Source organism: Amycolatopsis thermalba, from assembly GCF_003385215.1.
Taxonomy (GTDB): Bacteria; Actinomycetota; Actinomycetes; order Mycobacteriales; family Pseudonocardiaceae; genus Amycolatopsis_E; species Amycolatopsis_E thermalba.
Genome location: NZ_PQHW01000001.1, coordinates 93,183 through 109,676, shown reverse-complemented (window position 1 = coordinate 109,676; position 16,494 = coordinate 93,183). Strand labels below are relative to the sequence as shown.

The window sequence follows — 16,494 nt, the reverse complement described above, 5'->3', positions numbered from 1 at the left end:
GAGTTTCGCGATGACCGTTCCCGCATTCCCCATGGCCCGCGCGGCGCGGTGCCCGTTCGACCCGCCGCCCGCGGGCATCGAGCTGATGAAGCAGGGCCCGCTGGCCCGCGTGCGGCTGTGGGACGGCAGCACCCCGTGGCTGGTGACCCGCTTCGACGAGCAGCGCGCGCTGCTGGCCGATCCCCGGGTCAGCGCGGACATCACGCGCCCCGGCTACCCGAGCCCGGCGCCGGTGCAGCCGGGCGGCAGCGGGATCGGCTTCATCCTGATGGACGACCCCGACCACGCCCGCCTGCGCCGCATGGTGACCGCGCCGTTCTCGGTCAAACGCGTGCGCGCGATGGCGCCCGCGGTGCAGCAGATCGTCGACGACCTCGTCGACGACCTGCTCGCCGAGCCCAATCCGGTGGACCTGGTCGAGGCGTTCGCGCTGCCGGTGCCGTCGCTGGTGATCTGCGAACTGCTCGGCGTGCCCTACACCGACCACGAGTTCTTCCAGGACCACAGCAGGACCATCATCCGCCGGGACGCCGCGCCGGAGGAGCGGTCCGCCGCTTCGGCCGGGCTGGTGAACTACCTCGACGGGCTGATGGGGGACAAGCTCGCCAGGCCGGGCGACGAGCTGCTGTCCGGGCTGGCCGAGCGCGTCACCGCCGGTGAACTGTCCAGAATGGACGCCGCGCAGATGGGCGTCCTGCTGCTGATCGCCGGTCACGAGACCACGGCCAACATGATCGCGCTGGGCACGCTGGCGCTGCTGCAGCACCCGGACCAGCTGGCGCTGCTGCGCGAGGGCGACGACGCGCTGGTGGCCTCGGCGGTCGAGGAACTGCTGCGGTACCTGAACATCACGCACAACGGCCGCCGCCGGGTGGCCCTGGAAGACATCGAGATCGGCGGGACGGTCATCCGCGCGGGCGAGGGCATCATCCTCGCCAACGACCTGGGCAACCGCGACCCGTCGGTCTTCCCGGACGGCGACCGGCTCGACATCACCCGCAACGCGCGGCGGCACGTGGCCTTCGGGTTCGGCGTGCACCAGTGCCTCGGGCAGCAGCTGGCGCGTCTGGAGCTGCAGATCGTCTACGGCACGCTGTACCGCCGCGTCCCGACGCTAGCGCTCGCCGCGGGCATCGAGGACATCCCGTTCAAGCACGACGGTTCCGTCTACGGCGTCTACGAGCTGCCGGTCACCTGGTAGCCCGGCCCAGCCCGTCCAGCAACAGATCCGCCACCGCCTTCGCCGACGGCACCGGACCGCCGGGAGCGACCGAACTGGCCGAGGAGGTGGCCACCAGCATCCGCGCCGCCGCGTGGTGGCGCGGCGTCGCCTTCGCGTGGCCGGTCACCTCGGCGAGATAGCCGCTCACGGCCGCGGTGATCGTGTCGTGGATCTCGCGGGCCCGGGCCCGCAGCTCGGGGTGGTGCTCGCTCTCCCGGAACACGATCCGGTGCATCGGCGTCTGCTCGCCCAGCAGCCGCGACAGCCGCCGCCACAACTCCACCACGGCGGCGTGCGGATCGGCCGGCACCGGGGACGGGACCAGATCGGCGAGGGTCCGCGTCGACCGTTCCCGGATCAGCGCCAGCAGCAGCCCTTCCTTGGTGCCGAAGTGGTAGAAGATCAGCCCCTGCGGCACCCCGGCGGCTGTCGCCAGGCGGGCGGTCGACGTGCGGGCGTAGCCGCGTTCGGCGAACAGCTCCTCGGCCGCGGCCAGGATGCGGTCGCGGCCGGAGGAGGCGGGTCCGTCCACCGGGGTCAGAACTCGGTGACGCCGGCGTCGGGGGCGAGCTCGTGCGCGGTGACGTACTTCGACTCGTCCGAGGCCAGGAACAGCACCGTGTCGGCGACGTCCTCGGGCTCGGTGATCGCCACCGGCAGCAGGTTCGTCAGCATCCCGGCCAGCTTCGGGTCCCGCTCGAACCCCTTGGCGAACGCGGCCTGCAGTCCCTCGCCGGTCATCCCGGTGTTCACGCCCGTCGGGTGCACGCTGTTGACCCGGATGTTGTGCCGCGCCAGCTCGGTGGCGAACGCCTTCGCCATCCCGCGCACCGCCCACTTGCTCGTCGTGTAGGGCACCAGGAACGGCTGCACCTTCATCCCGGCCGCCGAGCTGATCAGGATGATCGACCCGCCGCCCCGCTCGACGAGGTGCGGCGCGCCCGCCATCACGGTGTTCCACACGCCGCGCACGTTCACGCCGATCGTGTCGTCGAAGATCTCCTCGGTCACGTCGTCCCAGGGCGCGGGCACGCAGATCCCGGCGTTGGCCACCACGATGTCCAGCCCACCCAGCTCCGCGACACCGGCGTCGACGCCCGCGCGCAGCGTTGCCAGGTCCCGCACGTCCGCCTGCACCCGGACCGCCCGCCGCCCGGTCTTCTCCACCAGGCGCACGGTCTCGTCCAGGTCGGCCGGCGTGGGGGAGGCGTAGGTGACGCTGGGCAGCTCGGCGGCGATGTCCACCACGATCACGTCGGCGCCCTCCTGCGCCAGCCGCGCCGCGTCCGCCCGGCCCTGACCCCGTGCCGCGCCGGTGATCAACGCGATCTTGCCCGCAACCCGTCCCGCCATCGTGTGAGTCTCCTCGTCTCCCGCGCCGTCGCGGGTCACCGCCGAGACTGCCCCTGAGTGAGTACTCAGTCAAGAGCCTTGACCGGCCCGGCCCGGAATGCCATTCTTCGACGGCATATCAGAGGCTCTGATGATTGGTGGTTCGATGACGCACCAGCAAGCCGTCTCCGCGCCGGGCTCCGGGACCCGCGAAGCCCGGCGAGTGGCCGTCGCCAGCTTCGTGGGCACCGCGATCGAGTGGTACGACTTCTTCCTCTACGGCGCGGCCGCCGCGCTCGTCTTCGGGCCGCAGTTCTTCCCGTCCGGCAACCCCGCCGTCAGCCAGCTCGCGTCGCTGACCACGTTCGCGGTCGGGTTCCTGGCGCGCCCGGTCGGCGGGATCGTCGCCGGCCACTTCGGCGACCGGATCGGCCGCAAGCGGATGCTCGTCATCTCGCTGCTGATCATGGGCACGGCCACCGTGCTGGTCGGGCTGCTGCCGACCTACGCCCAGATCGGGGTTGCCGCGCCGATCCTGCTCGTGGTCCTGCGCCTGGCCCAGGGGGTGGGCGTGGGCGCCGAATGGGGCGGCGCGGCGCTGATGGCCGTGGAGCACGCGCCACCGTCGCGCCGCGGGCTCTACGGCGCCGCGCCACAGCTGGGTGTCCCCGCGGGCGCGATCGCCGCGAACCTGGTGCTGCTGGTGGCCTCCACGTCCACCCGCGAGGCGTTCGTGGAGTGGGGCTGGCGGCTGGGTTTCCTGGTCAGCTTCGTGCTGGTGATCTTCGGCCTGGTGATCCGCCGCCGCCTCACCGAGAGCCCGTTGTTCGAGCAGGCGGCCCGGCAGCGCCCGGCCCGCGTGCCGCTGCTGGAGGTGCTGCGCGACCACCCGCTGGCCGTGGTGCGGTCGGTGTTCGTGACCGGCGCGTCGACCGCGATGGGCTACATCATCCTCACCTACATCCTGTCCTACGGCACCGCCGAGATCGGCTACTCGCGCAACGCGCTGCTGGTCGTCGTGATCCTCACCAGCGTGGTGCAGCTCGGCGCGATCTACGGGCTGTCCGGGCTGGCGGACCGCTTCGGGCGGCGGAAGGTGATCGCCGCGGGCGCGATCGCCCAGGCGGTGGCGGCGCTGCTGTTCTTCCTGGTGTTCGACACCGGGGTGTTCGTGCTGGCGCTGGTGGCGTGCGTGGTCGCGGTGATCACCGTGTCCGCCCAGTACGGGCCGCTGCCCGCGCTGCTGTCCGACCAGTTCCCGACCCGGATCCGCTACAGCGGCGTGTCGCTGGGCTACCAGCTGGGCAACGTGGTCGGCGGCGGCCTCGCGCCGGTGGTGGCGACCGCGATCTTCACCGCGTCCGGCAGCTCGCTGCTGGTCGGCGTGTACCTGGCCGGGATGGCTCTGCTGGCGCTGGTCGCCGTCGCGCTGACGCCGCGGGGTGACGCGTGATGCGCCGCCTCGGGATCGCGCTGCTGACCTTCGTGCTCGCCGCCGTCCTGCCCGCGGCGCCCGCGAGCGCGGCGACCCGGCTGAGCGGCACGCTGCCGGACGGCGCCACCTGGATCGCCGACGTGCCGGACGGCTGGAACGGCACGCTCGTGTTGTTCAGCCACGGTTTCCGCCCCGGCCCGGACAACCCGGCCGCGAACGCGCCGGACCCGGCAACCGCCCAGGCGCTGCTGGACCGCGGCTACGCGCTCGCCGGTTCGTCCTACGCCCACGCCGGCTGGGCGCTGGACACCGCGGTGGCCGACCAGCTCAGCACGCTCGCCGCGGTCGAGGACCGCATCGGCCCGGCACGGGAGGTCGTGGCGCTCGGGCAGTCCATGGGCGGCCTGGTGTCGGCGCTGCTCGCCGAGCGCGCGGCCGGACGCGTCGACGGTGTCCTGACCACGTGCGGCCTGGTCGGCGGCGGGATCAACCTGAACAACTACCAGCTCGACGGCGAGCACGCCCTGGCCGAGCTGCTGCTGCCCGGGCAGGATGTGCAGCTGACCGGGTTCACCACGCCCGCGCAGGCGGCCGCGACCGTCGCCGCGCTCACCACGGCGGTGCGGCGGGCGCAGGAAACCCCGGCGGGGCGGGCGCGGATCGCGCTGGCCGCGTCGCTGATGAACACGCCGATCTGGGCCGCCGGGCCGCAGCCGCCGACGGACCACGCCGCCCGGCAGCAGGCCCAGTACACGTGGCTGTTGCAGACGCTGCCGTTCGTGATCCCGTCCCGCGTCAGCATCGTCTCCGTCGCCGGCGGCGACAGCGGCTGGAACACCGGCGTGGACTACGCGCGCCTGATGCACCGGTCCGCGCGGCTGCCGCAGGTCGCGGCGCTGTACCGGGAGGCGGGCCTGGACCTGCACGCCGACCTGGGCACGCTGACCCGCGCCGCGGACATCGCGCCGGACTCCGCAGCCGTGGCGTGGATGCGGCGCACCTCGACGCCGACGGGACGGTTGCGGGTGCCGGAGCTGACCCTGCACACGATCGCCGACCAGCTCGCGCCCGTGGAGTACCAGCGGGACTACGCGCTGCGGGTGGCCGGGGCCGGGGAGAGCGCCCTGCTGCGGCAGGCCTACGTGCAGCGGGTGGGGCACTGCGCGTTCACCCCGGCCGAGTACCTGGCCGGGGTGTTCGCGGTGCAGCACCGCATCCGCACCGGCGCCTGGTCGGACGCCGCGCGGCCGGAGCGGCTGCAGGACGTGGCGTCGGCGATCGGGGACGCGGCGTTCGTGCGTTACTCGCCGCCGCCGTTCGTCAACGCGCGCTGAGCGTTGGCGTGCGAGGCGAGCATGCCGTAGCCGTCCTCCAGGCCCTGCCGGAAGGCGGCGCGGCTGCCGGCGTCCATGCCGGCCAGCATCCGGTCCTCGAGCTGGCGCACGAGCGGGGTGCACTCGTCGAGGACCTGCCGTCCGCGCTCGGTGAGGGTGGCGAGGAGGACCCGGCGGTTGGCCGGGTCCTCCGCACGCTCGATGAGCCCGTACTTCTCCAGCGTGAGGACCATGGTGTGCATGGTCTGCGGCCGGACGAACGAGCGGCGCGCCAGCTGCGCCGACGACAGGCCGTTGCGGTGCCGCAGCGCCGTCAGCGCGGTGTACTGCAGGGTGGTCAGCCCGAACGGGCGCAGCGCGTCGTCCATCAGCGAGCGGATCACCAGCTCCAGCCTCTTGACCAGGTAGAGGGTCAGCGGGGCGTCGTCGGCGTGGTGTTCGGTCACCACCCCATGCTGCCACGGTCCGGTGTGGACCTTCGCGATCAGGGCAGCAGCTTCAGCAGTTCCGCCGCGAGCGGGGCCGACGACGCCGGGTTCTGCCCGGTGACCACGGTGCGGTCGACGACCACGTGCGGGGCGAACGGCTCGCCCGTCTCGACCTTCAGGCCCGCCTCGGTCAGGCGGTCCTGCAACAGCCAGCGTGCCTTGGCGGCGTTGCCGGCCAGCTCCTCCTCGGCGTTGCTGAAGGCGGTGATCCGGTATCCGGCGAAGGCGTTGCCGCCCTCGTCGGTGGCGGCCAGCAGCGCGGCCGGGCCGTGGCAGGCCACGCCGATCGGTTTGCCGTCCCGCAGCGCCCGGGTGAGGAGGCGGCCGGAGCCGGCGTCGGACGCGAGGTCCTCCATCGGGCCGTGGCCGCCGGGCACGTAGACCGCGTCGAAGCCGTCCGGGTCGACGTCGGCCAGCGCGACCGGGTGGGCGAAGGCGGTGGCCGCGACCTCGCGCAGGTGTGCGGCGGTCTCGGCGCCGCCGGTGGCCTCGGGGGTGAGGCTGGCCTCGTCGACGGGTGGCACGACACCGCCGGGCGTGGCCACGGTGACCCGGTGGCCGGCCGCGGTGAACGTCTCGAACGGGACCACGGCCTCCTCGGCCCAGAAGCCCGTCGGGTGCTGGGTGCCGTCCGCGAACGTCCAGCGGTCGGCACCGGTCATCACGAAGAGAATGTTCGCCATGTCCTCGACGGTAGGCGCGCTGTCATCGGAAATCGAATAGAAGAGGCGATCGCTGCCATCGGTTTTCCGATACCTTGTCCGGGTGGACCTGAACCTGTTGCGCACCTTCCTCGCGGTCTACCGGTCGGGCTCGTTCACCGCGGCCGCGCCGCTGCTGGGGCTGTCCCAGCCGACGGTGACCGCGCAGGTGCGCACGCTCGAACAGCAGCTGGGCCGCGCGTTGTTCACCCGTGTCCCGCGCGGCGCCGAGCCGACCCACCTGGCGCACGAGCTGGCGGGGCGCGTCGCAGGGCCGGTCGACGCGCTGGCCGCCGTCGCCGGGACGGACATCGTCCACTCCGGACCGCCGGAGCCGGTGTACCTGGCCGGGCCGGCCGAGCTGCTGTGCGTGCGCGTGATGCCCGCGCTGGCACCGCTGGTCGCCGGGGGAGTGCGGCTGCGCGTGGCGACCGGGCTGACCGATCCGCTGCTGGAGCAGTTGCGGGCCGGCCACCACGACCTGGTGGTCTCGACCCGCCGTCCCCGCGGCCGCGCGCTGGTGGCCTACCCGTTGATGGACGAGGACTACGTGCTCGTCGCGGCGCCGTCGTGGGCGGCGCGGGCCGGTGACGACGTCTGCGGCGCGACGGCGGGCATGCCGCTGGTGACCTACGCCGAGGACCTGCCGATCGCGCGCCGGTACTGGCGGGACGTCTTCGGCAAGCGGCTGACCGCCGAGGCGGCGGTGACGATGCCCGACCTGCGCGGGGTGGTGGCCGCGGTGGCCGCCGGCGCCGGGTACAGCGTGCTGCCGAGGTACCTGTGCGCCGCCGAGCTGGCCTCCGGCACCCTGGTCCCGCTGCACGAGCCGGAGGAGGCCCCGATCAACACGGTGTTCCTGGTGCAGCGGCCGGGCGCCGGGGCGAACCCCGCGGTGGAGCACGTGCGGGACCTCCTGCTGCGCGAGGCCCGCACGTGGTAGCTCGGTAGCCGGTGGCGCATCCCGCGCCGCCAGGGACAGCTCGGTGAGGGCGAAGACGTCGCCGACTGCCGGGCCACGGCCGGGTCCTCCTCGGGGCGGGGCGCGTTGCGGGTGCGCCGCAGGAAGAACTGCGCACCGACGCGATCGAGCCGTTCTCCAGCAGTTTCGGCGTGGTGAGGACAGTCAGCAGCGCGATGGCCGCCGCCTGGATGGCCGGGCGGAGGAGGCCGTCCCAGCCGGACCGGAGGGTCGCGGCCGCCACGACCACGGCGACCACCGTCGCGCAGGCGCTCACCGTGATCACGGTGCTCCGGCGCCGGTACCACGGCGGCAGCGGCCCCGCCTCGCCGGTCCACCGCACGGTTACCGCTGTTCTACTTCGGATTGGGCACCGAACGGCCTCGAAACGGTCACCGAGCGCGATCGGGGGTGATCTTGCTCCTCCGTTCGGGGTAGCGTGCGCCTGCTCGTCGCGCCGGCCGTGGGATCGGCGCGCGCCCTCTCCCGACCCCCTGGAGTTCGCACGATGACGCTCATCCGACGCCGGTCGCTGCGCGCGGACATCGCCGCGGCCCTGCTGGCCACCGGTTTCGTTCTCGGCACCGCGACGGCCCACGCGGCCGCCGAGGACCCGCGCGCCACGCGGCACGACGGCAACGCCAGCACCTGCGCCGGCGCCAAACTCGCCGGCACCACCCTCACCGCGCCGGGCGACTACACCTTCACCCGCGGCAAGCTCGACGACGACCAGTACCTCGACATCGTCTCCGTGTCGCCGGACATCACGGTGACCGGCATCATCGTCAAGGGCGGCAACGCCTACAACGTCTACGAGCCCGGCAAGCTCGGCCTCTCGACCACCCCGCCGTGGACGGACCTGCGCGCCCCCGCGACCGGCAAGAACGACAACATCCCGCAGCTGAGCCACTGGTTCGTCTGCGGCATCGGGAAAACCACCACCAGCACCAGCACCTCGGCGGCCAGGACCAGCACCACGACGACCGCCCCGGCCACGTCCACCAGCGCGGTCAGCACCAGCACCCCGTCGCGGTCCACCGCCGGGACCACCGCCAGCAGCTCCCCGGCCGGCGCCGCCGCCGTGGCGGCCACCAGCGAAACCCCGAAGGCCACCGCGCGCGACGCCTCCGACCTGGCGCACACCGGCTTCGACGGCGGCTGGCTGATCGGCCTCGGCGCGGCCCTCGTCCTCGGCGGCGCGGCGCTGGTGTTCCTGGTGCGCGCCCGCCGCAAGGCCTGATCACCCGCCCGGCAGACTGGTCGCCGTGAAGGTGATCGGTCTGCCGGGCGGCATGAGCTGGGAGTCCTCTGTGGAGTACTACCGGCTGGTCAACGAGCGGGTGCGGGCGCCGAGCTGGCCCGGGCGGCGCGGGCGCTGGAGGCGGCGGGCGCGGACGTCGTCGTGTTGTGCACCAACACCATGCACAAGGTCGCCGGGACGATCGCGGACGCGGTCGGAATCCCGATGCTGCACCTGGCCGACGCCACCGCCGCCGCGATCACCGACGCCGGCCGTCGGCCTGCTCGGCACGCGGTTCACCATGGAGCAGCCGTTCTACCGCGACCGCCTCGCCGCGCACGGGCTCGACGTGCTGGTGCCCGAAGCGGCCGACCGCGACCTGGTGCCCCGGATCATCTACGACGAGCTGGTCCGGGGCGTGACGCGGGAGGAGTCCCGCGCGGCCTGCCGCGGCGTGATCGAACGGCTGGTGACGGCCGGTGCCGAGGGCGTCGTGTACGGCTGCACCGAGTTCGAACTGCTGGTCGGCGAGGCCGACAGTGCCGTGCCGGTGTTCCCCACCACGCGCCTGCACGCCGAGGCCGCGGCCGACTTCGCGCTGGGCGTCCGCCCGCTGCCCGCCGCGCCGCGTAGCTGACCCCCGCGCTGGGTGTCCGCGCGCTGCCCGTGGTGCCGGGCAGTTGATCTCCCGCGCTGGGCGTCCGCCCGCTGCCCGCCGCGCCGGTCGGCTGATCCCCGCGCGGTCGGCGTCCGGTCGGCCAAACCCGGGCGGGCGAGCTGCGGCGGGTCAGGGCTGGGGCGCGGTGCCGCCGAGGTGGGCGGGCAGCCACCAGAGGTCGTCCGGGCCGGCGGGCTTTTCCGGGTACTCCGCCTGGGCCCGGTCGAGCAGCAGGCTCATCCGGTCACGCAGCTCGCGGGTGACGGCGTCGGCGTCGTCGGCCGGGCCGGGGTGCAGCGGCTCGTCCATCAGGATCGAGATCGGCACGTGCCGCTGGGTGAGCCGGCGCGGCCGGCCCTTCGTCCACAGCCGCTGCGAGCCCCACACGGCCATCGGGATCAGCGGCACCCCGGCCTGGGCCGCCATCCGCGCCGCGCCCGACTTGACCTCCTCGACCGTGAACGACGGGCTGATCGTGGCTTCCGGGAAGACGCCCACGACCTCGCCGCCGCGCAGCCGGGCGACCGCCTCGTCGTAGGCGCCGCGCCCGGCCGCGCGATCGACCGGGATGTGGCCCATGCCGCGCATCAGCGGGCCGGAGATCCGGTGGTCGAAGACCTCCTTCTTCGCCATGAACCGCACCAGCCGCTTCGCCGGCTGCGCGCCCAGGCCGCAGAAGATGAAGTCCAGGTAGGAGACGTGGTTGCAGGCGATGACCGCGCCACCGCGGGCGGGGATGTGCTCGCTGCCCTCGACGCGCAGTTTCAGGTCGAGGACCCGGAACATGGTCTTCGCGAACAGGACGACGGGTGGGTACACGAGCTCTGCCATCCCGTCAGGTTACGGGACCGTAGGTTACTTCTCCGTAGGGTCGCGATGTGACGTTCGTCCGGTTCGCCGGAGGCTCAGGAAGCCGCCTTCGCCCGTGCCGCCTCGACGCGCTCGGCGTGGCTCGGCGGGTTCGCCGGCACGTGCGCGGGCCGCTTGGCCTCCATCTCCTTGCGCAGCACCGGGACGACCTCCTCGGCGAGCAGGTCGATCTGCTCCAGCACGGTCTTCAGCGGCAGGCCCGCGTGGTCGATGAGGAACAGCTGGCGCTGGTAGTCGCCGACGTCCTCGCGCATCGCCGCGTACCGGTCGATCACCTGCTGCGGGCTGCCGACCGTCAGCGGGGTCGTCGCGGTGAAGTCCTCCATCGACGGGCCGTGGCCGTAGACCGGGGCGTTGTCGAAGTAGGGGCGGAACTCGTTCCACGCGTCCTGGGAGTTCCTGCGCATGAAGACCTGCCCGCCGAGCCCGACGATCGCGGTGTCGGCCGGGCCGTGGCCGTAGTGCTCGAACCGCTGCCGGTAGAAGTGCACCATCTTCTTCGTGTGGGACATCGGCCAGAAGATGTTGTTGTGGAAGAAGCCGTCGCCGTAGTAGGCGGCCTGCTCGGCGATCTCCGGGCTGCGGATCGAGCCGTGCCAGACGAACGGCGGAACCCCGTCGAGCGGACGCGGGGTGGCGGTGAAGCCGCGCAGGGGGGTGCGGAAGTTGCCCTCCCAGTCGACGACGTCCTCCTCCCACAGGCGGCGCAGCAGAGCGTAGTTCTCGATCGCCAGCGGGATGCCCTGCCGGATGTCCTGGCCGAACCACGGGTAGACCGGCCCGGTGTTGCCGCGGCCCATCATCAGGTCCATCCGGCCGCCCGAGATGACCTGCAGCATCGCGTAGTCCTCGGCGATCTTCACCGGGTCGTTGGTGGTGATCAGCGTCGTCGAGGTGGACAGGATGATGTTCTTGGTCACCCCGGCCAGGTAGCCGAGCAGGGTGGTGGGGGAGGACGCGACGAACGGCGGGTTGTGGTGCTCGCCGGTGGCGAAGACGTCGAGCCCGGCCTGGTCGGCGTGCTGGGCGATGGTCAGCATCGACCGCACGCGCTGGGTGTCGTCCGGAGTTTGGCCGGTCGTCGGATCCGTGGTCACGTCGCTGACGGAGAAGATCCCGAACTGCATGACAGCCTCCTGCTGATCTGGTGTCGGCCGGTAGAACGTCTCGCGCGGAAGAATATTCCGGGCGAGATTATCCGCCGGTCCAGCGGCGGTGGGCCTCCGGGTCGACGTTGCCGCCGCACACGATGGTGACCACGTGCCGCCCGGCGAAGCGCTCGCGGTCTTCCAGGATGGCCGCCACGCCCAGCGCGGCCGAGGGTTCGACGACCAGGCCGGCGTGGTCGAGCAGCATCCGCATCCCGGCGATGATCGACTCCTCCCGGACCAGGACGGCGTCGTCGGCGACCCGGAGGAGGTCGTCGAGCACCGCGGGAATGGGGCGCCGCCCGGCGACGCCGTCGGCGATCGTGTCGGTGGCATCGGTGGTGACCACGCGCCGCTCGCGCCAGGACAGCGTCATCGCCGGTGCGCCCAGCGGCTGGACGCAGATCACCTCGGCGCCGGGCAGGCAGTCCTTCACGACGTGACCCACCCCGGTCGCCATCGCGCCACCGCCGAGAGCGATCAGCACGGCGTCGAACGGCGGCGCGGCGTCCACCAGTTCCAGGCCGATGGTCGCCGCGCCCTCGCACGTCTCGATGTCGAGGCTGTCCTCGACCAGCCGGATCCCGTCGTGCCGCGCGATGTCCGCCGCCCGCTCGCGGGCCAGCTCGAAGTCGCCGTCCACCAGCTCCAGCCGGGCGTCCAGGGCGCGGATGCGGTCGAGCTTGGTCACCGGCGCGAAGCGGGACGCCACGACGGTGACGTCGAGCCCCCGGTTGCGGCCGGACCAGGCCAGTGCCTGGCCGAGGTTGCCCGCACTGGCGCACACCACGGCATCCGCGCCGGGCGCGCTCGCGATCACCTCGGTGCCGCGGCCCTTGAAGCTGCGCACCGGGTTCGCCGTCTCCAGCTTGATGCTGACCGCGCAACCGAGGCCGGGTTCCAGCGCCTCGCAGCGGTAGAGCGGGGAGCCGAGGAACACCGGGTCGATCACCTGGCGGGCGGCCCGGATCCGGGCCGTGTCGAGACGCGTCGTCAGCATGCCCCCACCCTGGTGTGTGCCCGGCGGCCAGGTCCAGCAGTGTCCCACCCGTGGTGAGGGGCCGCGGCGTGGATACTCGTGCGATGAGCCCGGACAGGCTGCCTCGCCGGATCGGCCGCCGTGACGTGGCCGCGTTCGCGCGCGGCTGCGCGGTGCTCGGCTGCGGCGGCGGGGGCGGGGCGACGCTCGCCGAGCGGCTCGCGCGCGACGCGGTCGAGCGGTCCGGCCCGGTCCGCGTGGTGGATCTCGACGAGCTGCCACCCGATGCGCTCGTCATGCCGTGCGGCATGCTCGGCTCCCCGCTGGTGTTCGAGGAGCGCCTGCCCACCGGGGACGAACCGGCCGAGCTGGCCGACGCCGTGCGGGACGTCCACGGACGGCCGGTCGACGCGCTGATGCCCTTCCAGCTCGCCGGCGCGAACGGGCTGATTCCCCTGGCCTGGGCCGCCGTGCTGGGACTGCCGCTGGCCGACGCCGACGGCACCGGGCGCCCGATGCCGAACATGGCCACCGTGATGGGCCTGGCCGGGGTGCCGCCGACGCCCGCGTTCGTGGTCGACGGCGCCGGCCAGAGCATCACGATCCGGGCCCGCACCCGGGAACGGTTCGTGACCACCGCGTTCGGTGTGCTCGCCGGGGTCGGCGGTCTCGGCGCGTTCGCGTTCGAGCTGATGGAGGCGGCGGTGGCCCGGCGGGCCGCGCTCCGCGGCACGGTGTCCCGGGCGCTCGCCATCGGCCGCGCCGCGCTCGGCAGGGCCGGGAGCGTCGAATCCGCGCTCGGCGGTGGTCGTGTCCTGGTCCGCGGCCACGTGCGGCACCTCCGGCACCACGGACCCGAGCAGCGCACCGGTGGTTCGCTGATGATCGACAGCGCGGACGGGGACCGGTCGCTGCGCGTCGAGTTCCAGGAGGAGTTCCTGCTGGCGCTCGACGGCGGCCGGGTCGTGGCCGCCACTCCGGACACCATCGTCCTGTTCGCCACGGAAACCCGCCGTCCGCTGCTGATCGACGAGCTGCGCGAGGACCTGCTGGTGACGGCGATCGTCGCGGACGGGCCCGCGGCCTGGCGGACACCGGAGGGCCTCGCGCTCGCCGGGCCGGCCGCCTTCGGGTTCGATCTCGCCGGGGAGGCGCCGCGATGACGACCGGGCCGGTGCGGGTGGCCGTCGCCCTGGGCAACCAGCGGACCGAAGCCGCGGCGGTCACGCCGGACGGCCACCCGGTCGCGGCCGTCGAGACCGCCGCCACGGGATCGGCGGCGGCGGACGTGGACGCGGCGCTGGCCCGGTTGCTGGCCGCCGGGCCGGTCCGGCCCGGTGCGGTGGCGGCCGTCGTGGTCGCGGGGAACTGGGCGGCGACGGGATTGCACCGGCTCGGCGAGCTGAGCCCCGTCCTGGCCGTGCGGCTGGCGGCCTCGCCACGATCGGCCTTCCCGCCGCTGGCCGGCTGGCCGGAGGCGCTGCGGACCGCCGTCTCGGCCGGCGAGGTGATCGTCTCCGGCGGGCGCACCGTCGACGGCAGCGCGCCGGAACCGCTCGACCGGACGGGGTTGCGCGACGCCCTGGCACACGCGGGCGCCACGGCGGCGGCGGTATCGGTCACCGGCACGTTCTCCGGGGTTTCGGGTGCGGACGAGCGGGCGGCCGAGCGGATCATCGAGACCGCGCTGCCCGGGCTTCCGGTGGTGCTGAGTCACCACTTCGGCGTCCTGGGACTGCTGGAACGCGAGAACACCGCGGTGCTGAACGCCGCGCTGACCGGGGTGGGGCGCCGCGTGACGGACGCGGTGGCCGCGGCCTCGCGCGAGCGGGGCGTGCACGCTCCCTGTTTCGTGGTGCGCACCGACGGGACACTCATGCTCGCCGAACACGCGGCCCGCTTCCCGCTGCTGACCCACGCCGGCTGCGACGCGGCCTGGCTGCGCGGCGGCGCCCTGCTGGCCGGCGTGGCCGAGGCGTTCGTCTGCCGGGTCACGCGCGGCGGGGTGGCGGTCGGCGTGGTGCGCGCCGGCCGTCCGCGCCTGACCCCGGGACGACGCATGATCGCCGGGGTGCCGACGACCGTGGCGGTCCCGCAGGTGGTCACGGCCCGCGCCGCCACCGGGTCCCGGTTCCTGCGGGCGATCGAGCCGATGCGGGACCGCGGGGCGCCCGACCAGCTGGTGGTGGTCGGTCCGCCCGATGACCTCCCGGCCGGCCTGCCCGGCTTCGATGACGTGCTGCGCCCCCGGCAGGGTGAGTTCGCCGCGGCCCTCGGCGCGGCGCTGGCGCCGGTCGGCGCCACCGCCGAGGCCATCCTGCCCCGCGGCACCCCGGCCGGTGAGCGGCGCGCCACGCTCACCCGGCGGGCCGTCGAGCGAGCGGTGGGCCACGGCGCCGACCCGGACGCGATCTCGGTCGTCGAGGTGAGCGAGCTGCCGTTGCCCTACCTGCCGGACAGCCCGGTCCGGGTCCGGGCACGCGTCGAAGGACCGCCTCAGCTGCGCGTGCGGCCTTCCTGAAGCAGCCGGATCCGGCAGGCCAGCTGGAGCATCATCCACTGGTCCGGGTCGTCGAGGTCGACGTCCAGCATCGCGAGGATCCGCTGGATCCGGTACGACAGCGAGTTGCGGTGCAGGTGCAGCGCCTCGGCCGCGTGCAGCAGCGACCCGTGGTGGTCGAGGTAGGCGGCCAGGGTGCGCACCGCCGTCGCGCACCGCTCCGGATCCAGCCGGTCCAGCGGAGCGAGCAGGGTCCGGCTGATGTCCCGGCCGCTCGCCGACGCCGACCACTCGGCCAGGAACCGGTTGGTGCCCAGGGAATCGAACGCCACGACCGGATCCTCCCGGGCGGCCAGCGCCCCCCGCGCCTCCGCCACCGAGCGCCGCATCCCCTCCGGGCCGGGATGCGCGCTGCCCACGCCGGCCCGCGCCGGGATGCCCAGATCGGCCGCGCCCGCCACGATCTCCCTGGCGACGGCGGTGACCGCGGGGACCGCGCCGAGCCCGGGATCGGTGGGGTCGATCCGCACGAAGAGCTGCGCGGCCCCGCTGCGCGCCCGCTGCCACACGCCCCCGGCGTCGCGCGCGACTTCCAAGGCGACGCGCCGGACCTCGGTGGCCCGGTCGAACCGCGCGCTCTCCCGCAGGTCGTCCGCGCCGGGGTCGCCGGTGTCCAGCAGCAGCGCCGTGTGCCAGCCGTCGATGTCGATGCCGAGGGCACGCGCCCGGTCGAGCAACCGTTCGGCGCCGGCCCGTTCGGCGGACAGCAGTTCGGTCAGCAGCTCGGCACGGCGCTGCTCGGGCGCCTCCTCGGCGCGCCGGGTGCGCCGGACGACCTCGCCGACGGCCGCGGCGCACAGCGCGAGCACCAGCTCCTGCGCCATGTCGTCCGCGCGGTCGCCCGTCCGGGCGGCGCTCAGCGCTCCTTCCTCGCGGCCGTCGACCAGCACCGGGGCCGTCAGTTCGCCCGGTCCCGGCGGGCGGTACGCGACGGGTCCGGCGATCGTCCCCGCCGCGGCGAGGAGATCGTCCAGTGAGGCGCCCTCCGCGAGCAGGCCGCACAGCCGCGTCAGCCCGTGGTGGGCCCGCTCGAGCGCGGCCGCGGCGCCGGTGGTGAGCCTGCGGTCCACCGCCACCACCAGCTCGGCCGGCGAGGTCCGCGCATCGGCGTGCAGCACCACGACCGGGCCGGACACCGCGATCGCGGACGCCGAGGGCTCGATCACGGGCGGTTCCGCGGTCAGCAGGACCACCGCCGCCACCGCGTGCTCGGCCGCCACGCGGAGCGCCACGTCGAGCCGGTAACCGGTCAGATCCGCCGACGCGCGGGCGGTCAGGATCACCACCGTGCCCGCGCCGGCACCCGCGATCCCGGCGACGTCCTCGGCGATCGACACCCCGGTGACCGGCACCCCGGACACCTCGCCGCCGGGTGCCAGCCGGGTCACCAGCCCGGCCAGATGGGGGTCGCGCAGCACTTCGCCGACCGTCGTCATCCCTCCATGATGCTGTGCGTTGTGCACGAACGCGACCACAAAACCGTGCGATCGACCCGAAGACGGCCGGGTTCCGGCTTCACATACTGGGCGGACATCGGACGAAGGGAGTGCCAGTGCCTGCACCAAG

The 16,494-nt window shown here is 73.9% G+C and carries 15 protein-coding genes and 1 pseudogene; 8 read left to right on the top strand and 8 right to left on the bottom strand.

Going from position 1 to position 16,494, the window contains the following annotated elements:
* Nucleotides 1-10: 10 nt before the first annotated feature.
* Nucleotides 11-1,201, top strand: a complete 1,191-nt coding sequence (locus tag D0D15_RS00530; protein WP_094002856.1) for a cytochrome P450 — start codon at nucleotides 11-13, stop codon at nucleotides 1,199-1,201.
* Here the strand turns inward: D0D15_RS00530 and D0D15_RS00525 are convergent.
* Nucleotides 1,191-1,754 carry a TetR/AcrR family transcriptional regulator gene (locus D0D15_RS00525; RefSeq protein WP_094002742.1) on the bottom strand — a complete coding sequence of 188 codons (564 nt, stop codon included), beginning with the start codon at nucleotides 1,752-1,754 and terminating at the stop codon, nucleotides 1,191-1,193. The two genes, D0D15_RS00530 and D0D15_RS00525, sit on opposite strands and share 11 nt — an antisense overlap.
* A 5-nt stretch (nucleotides 1,755-1,759) precedes the next feature.
* Nucleotides 1,760-2,575 (bottom strand): mycofactocin-coupled SDR family oxidoreductase, encoded by an 816-nt coding sequence (locus D0D15_RS00520; RefSeq protein WP_094002743.1) that lies wholly within the window; start codon nucleotides 2,573-2,575, stop codon nucleotides 1,760-1,762.
* Between the two features lie 145 nt (nucleotides 2,576-2,720).
* On the opposite strand from D0D15_RS00520, the gene D0D15_RS00515 reads away from it, so the two are divergent.
* Both D0D15_RS00515 and D0D15_RS00510 read left to right on the top strand, forming a co-directional pair.
* Nucleotides 2,721-4,007, top strand: coding sequence for an MFS transporter (locus tag D0D15_RS00515; protein ID WP_094002744.1), 1,287 nt, complete (start codon nucleotides 2,721-2,723; stop codon nucleotides 4,005-4,007).
* Entirely contained in the window at nucleotides 4,007-5,323 is a 1,317-nt protein-coding gene (locus tag D0D15_RS00510) for an alpha/beta fold hydrolase (protein ID WP_233156986.1), read from the top strand. The genes D0D15_RS00515 and D0D15_RS00510 overlap by 1 nt, the downstream gene beginning before the upstream one ends.
* Here the strand turns inward: D0D15_RS00510 and D0D15_RS00505 are convergent.
* Together D0D15_RS00505 and D0D15_RS00500 are read right to left on the bottom strand one after the other, a co-directional pair.
* Nucleotides 5,290-5,772, bottom strand: a complete 483-nt coding sequence (locus D0D15_RS00505; RefSeq protein WP_094002746.1) for a MarR family winged helix-turn-helix transcriptional regulator — start codon at nucleotides 5,770-5,772, stop codon at nucleotides 5,290-5,292. The two genes, D0D15_RS00510 and D0D15_RS00505, sit on opposite strands and share 34 nt — an antisense overlap.
* A 35-nt stretch (nucleotides 5,773-5,807) precedes the next feature.
* The gene (locus D0D15_RS00500) at nucleotides 5,808-6,494 is read right to left on the bottom strand and encodes a type 1 glutamine amidotransferase domain-containing protein (protein WP_094002747.1); all 687 of its coding nucleotides are present in this window, start codon (nucleotides 6,492-6,494) and stop codon (nucleotides 5,808-5,810) included.
* Nucleotides 6,495-6,576: 82 nt separating this feature from the next.
* On the opposite strand from D0D15_RS00500, the gene D0D15_RS00495 reads away from it, so the two are divergent.
* The 3 genes and pseudogenes from D0D15_RS00495 to D0D15_RS00485 all read left to right on the top strand — a co-directional run bounded on the left by D0D15_RS00495 (nucleotide 6,577) and on the right by D0D15_RS00485 (nucleotide 9,350).
* Entirely contained in the window at nucleotides 6,577-7,455 is an 879-nt protein-coding gene (locus D0D15_RS00495; RefSeq protein ID WP_094002748.1) for a LysR family transcriptional regulator, read from the top strand.
* A 526-nt stretch (nucleotides 7,456-7,981) separates the two neighbouring features.
* The gene (locus D0D15_RS00490; RefSeq protein WP_115944135.1) at nucleotides 7,982-8,713 is read left to right on the top strand and encodes a hypothetical protein; all 732 of its coding nucleotides are present in this window, start codon (nucleotides 7,982-7,984) and stop codon (nucleotides 8,711-8,713) included.
* Nucleotides 8,714-8,738: 25 nt separating this feature from the next.
* A pseudogene (locus D0D15_RS00485) lies at nucleotides 8,739-9,350 on the top strand (aspartate/glutamate racemase family protein).
* Between the two features lie 150 nt (nucleotides 9,351-9,500).
* On the opposite strand, the gene D0D15_RS00480 reads toward D0D15_RS00485, so the two are convergent.
* From D0D15_RS00480 to D0D15_RS00470, 3 genes are all read right to left on the bottom strand, one after another.
* Nucleotides 9,501-10,202, bottom strand: coding sequence for a lysophospholipid acyltransferase family protein (locus D0D15_RS00480; protein ID WP_094002750.1), 702 nt, complete (start codon nucleotides 10,200-10,202; stop codon nucleotides 9,501-9,503).
* Nucleotides 10,203-10,276: 74 nt separating this feature from the next.
* Nucleotides 10,277-11,368, bottom strand: a complete 1,092-nt coding sequence (locus tag D0D15_RS00475) for an LLM class flavin-dependent oxidoreductase (RefSeq protein WP_094002751.1) — start codon at nucleotides 11,366-11,368, stop codon at nucleotides 10,277-10,279.
* A 67-nt stretch (nucleotides 11,369-11,435) separates the two neighbouring features.
* Nucleotides 11,436-12,389 (bottom strand): threonine ammonia-lyase, encoded by a 954-nt coding sequence (locus D0D15_RS00470; RefSeq protein ID WP_094002752.1) that lies wholly within the window; start codon nucleotides 12,387-12,389, stop codon nucleotides 11,436-11,438.
* An 83-nt stretch (nucleotides 12,390-12,472) separates the two neighbouring features.
* On the opposite strand from D0D15_RS00470, the gene D0D15_RS00465 reads away from it, so the two are divergent.
* Nucleotides 12,473-13,531 (top strand): DUF917 domain-containing protein, encoded by a 1,059-nt coding sequence (locus tag D0D15_RS00465; RefSeq protein ID WP_115944134.1) that lies wholly within the window; start codon nucleotides 12,473-12,475, stop codon nucleotides 13,529-13,531.
* Entirely contained in the window at nucleotides 13,528-14,889 is a 1,362-nt protein-coding gene (locus D0D15_RS00460; RefSeq protein WP_094002754.1) for a hydantoinase/oxoprolinase family protein, read from the top strand. The genes D0D15_RS00465 and D0D15_RS00460 overlap by 4 nt, the downstream gene beginning before the upstream one ends.
* Here the strand turns inward: D0D15_RS00460 and D0D15_RS00455 are convergent.
* Nucleotides 14,865-16,364 carry a PucR family transcriptional regulator gene (locus tag D0D15_RS00455; RefSeq protein ID WP_094002755.1) on the bottom strand — a complete coding sequence of 500 codons (1,500 nt, stop codon included), beginning with the start codon at nucleotides 16,362-16,364 and terminating at the stop codon, nucleotides 14,865-14,867. The two genes, D0D15_RS00460 and D0D15_RS00455, sit on opposite strands and share 25 nt — an antisense overlap.
* Between the last annotated feature and the right edge of the window lie 130 nt (nucleotides 16,365-16,494).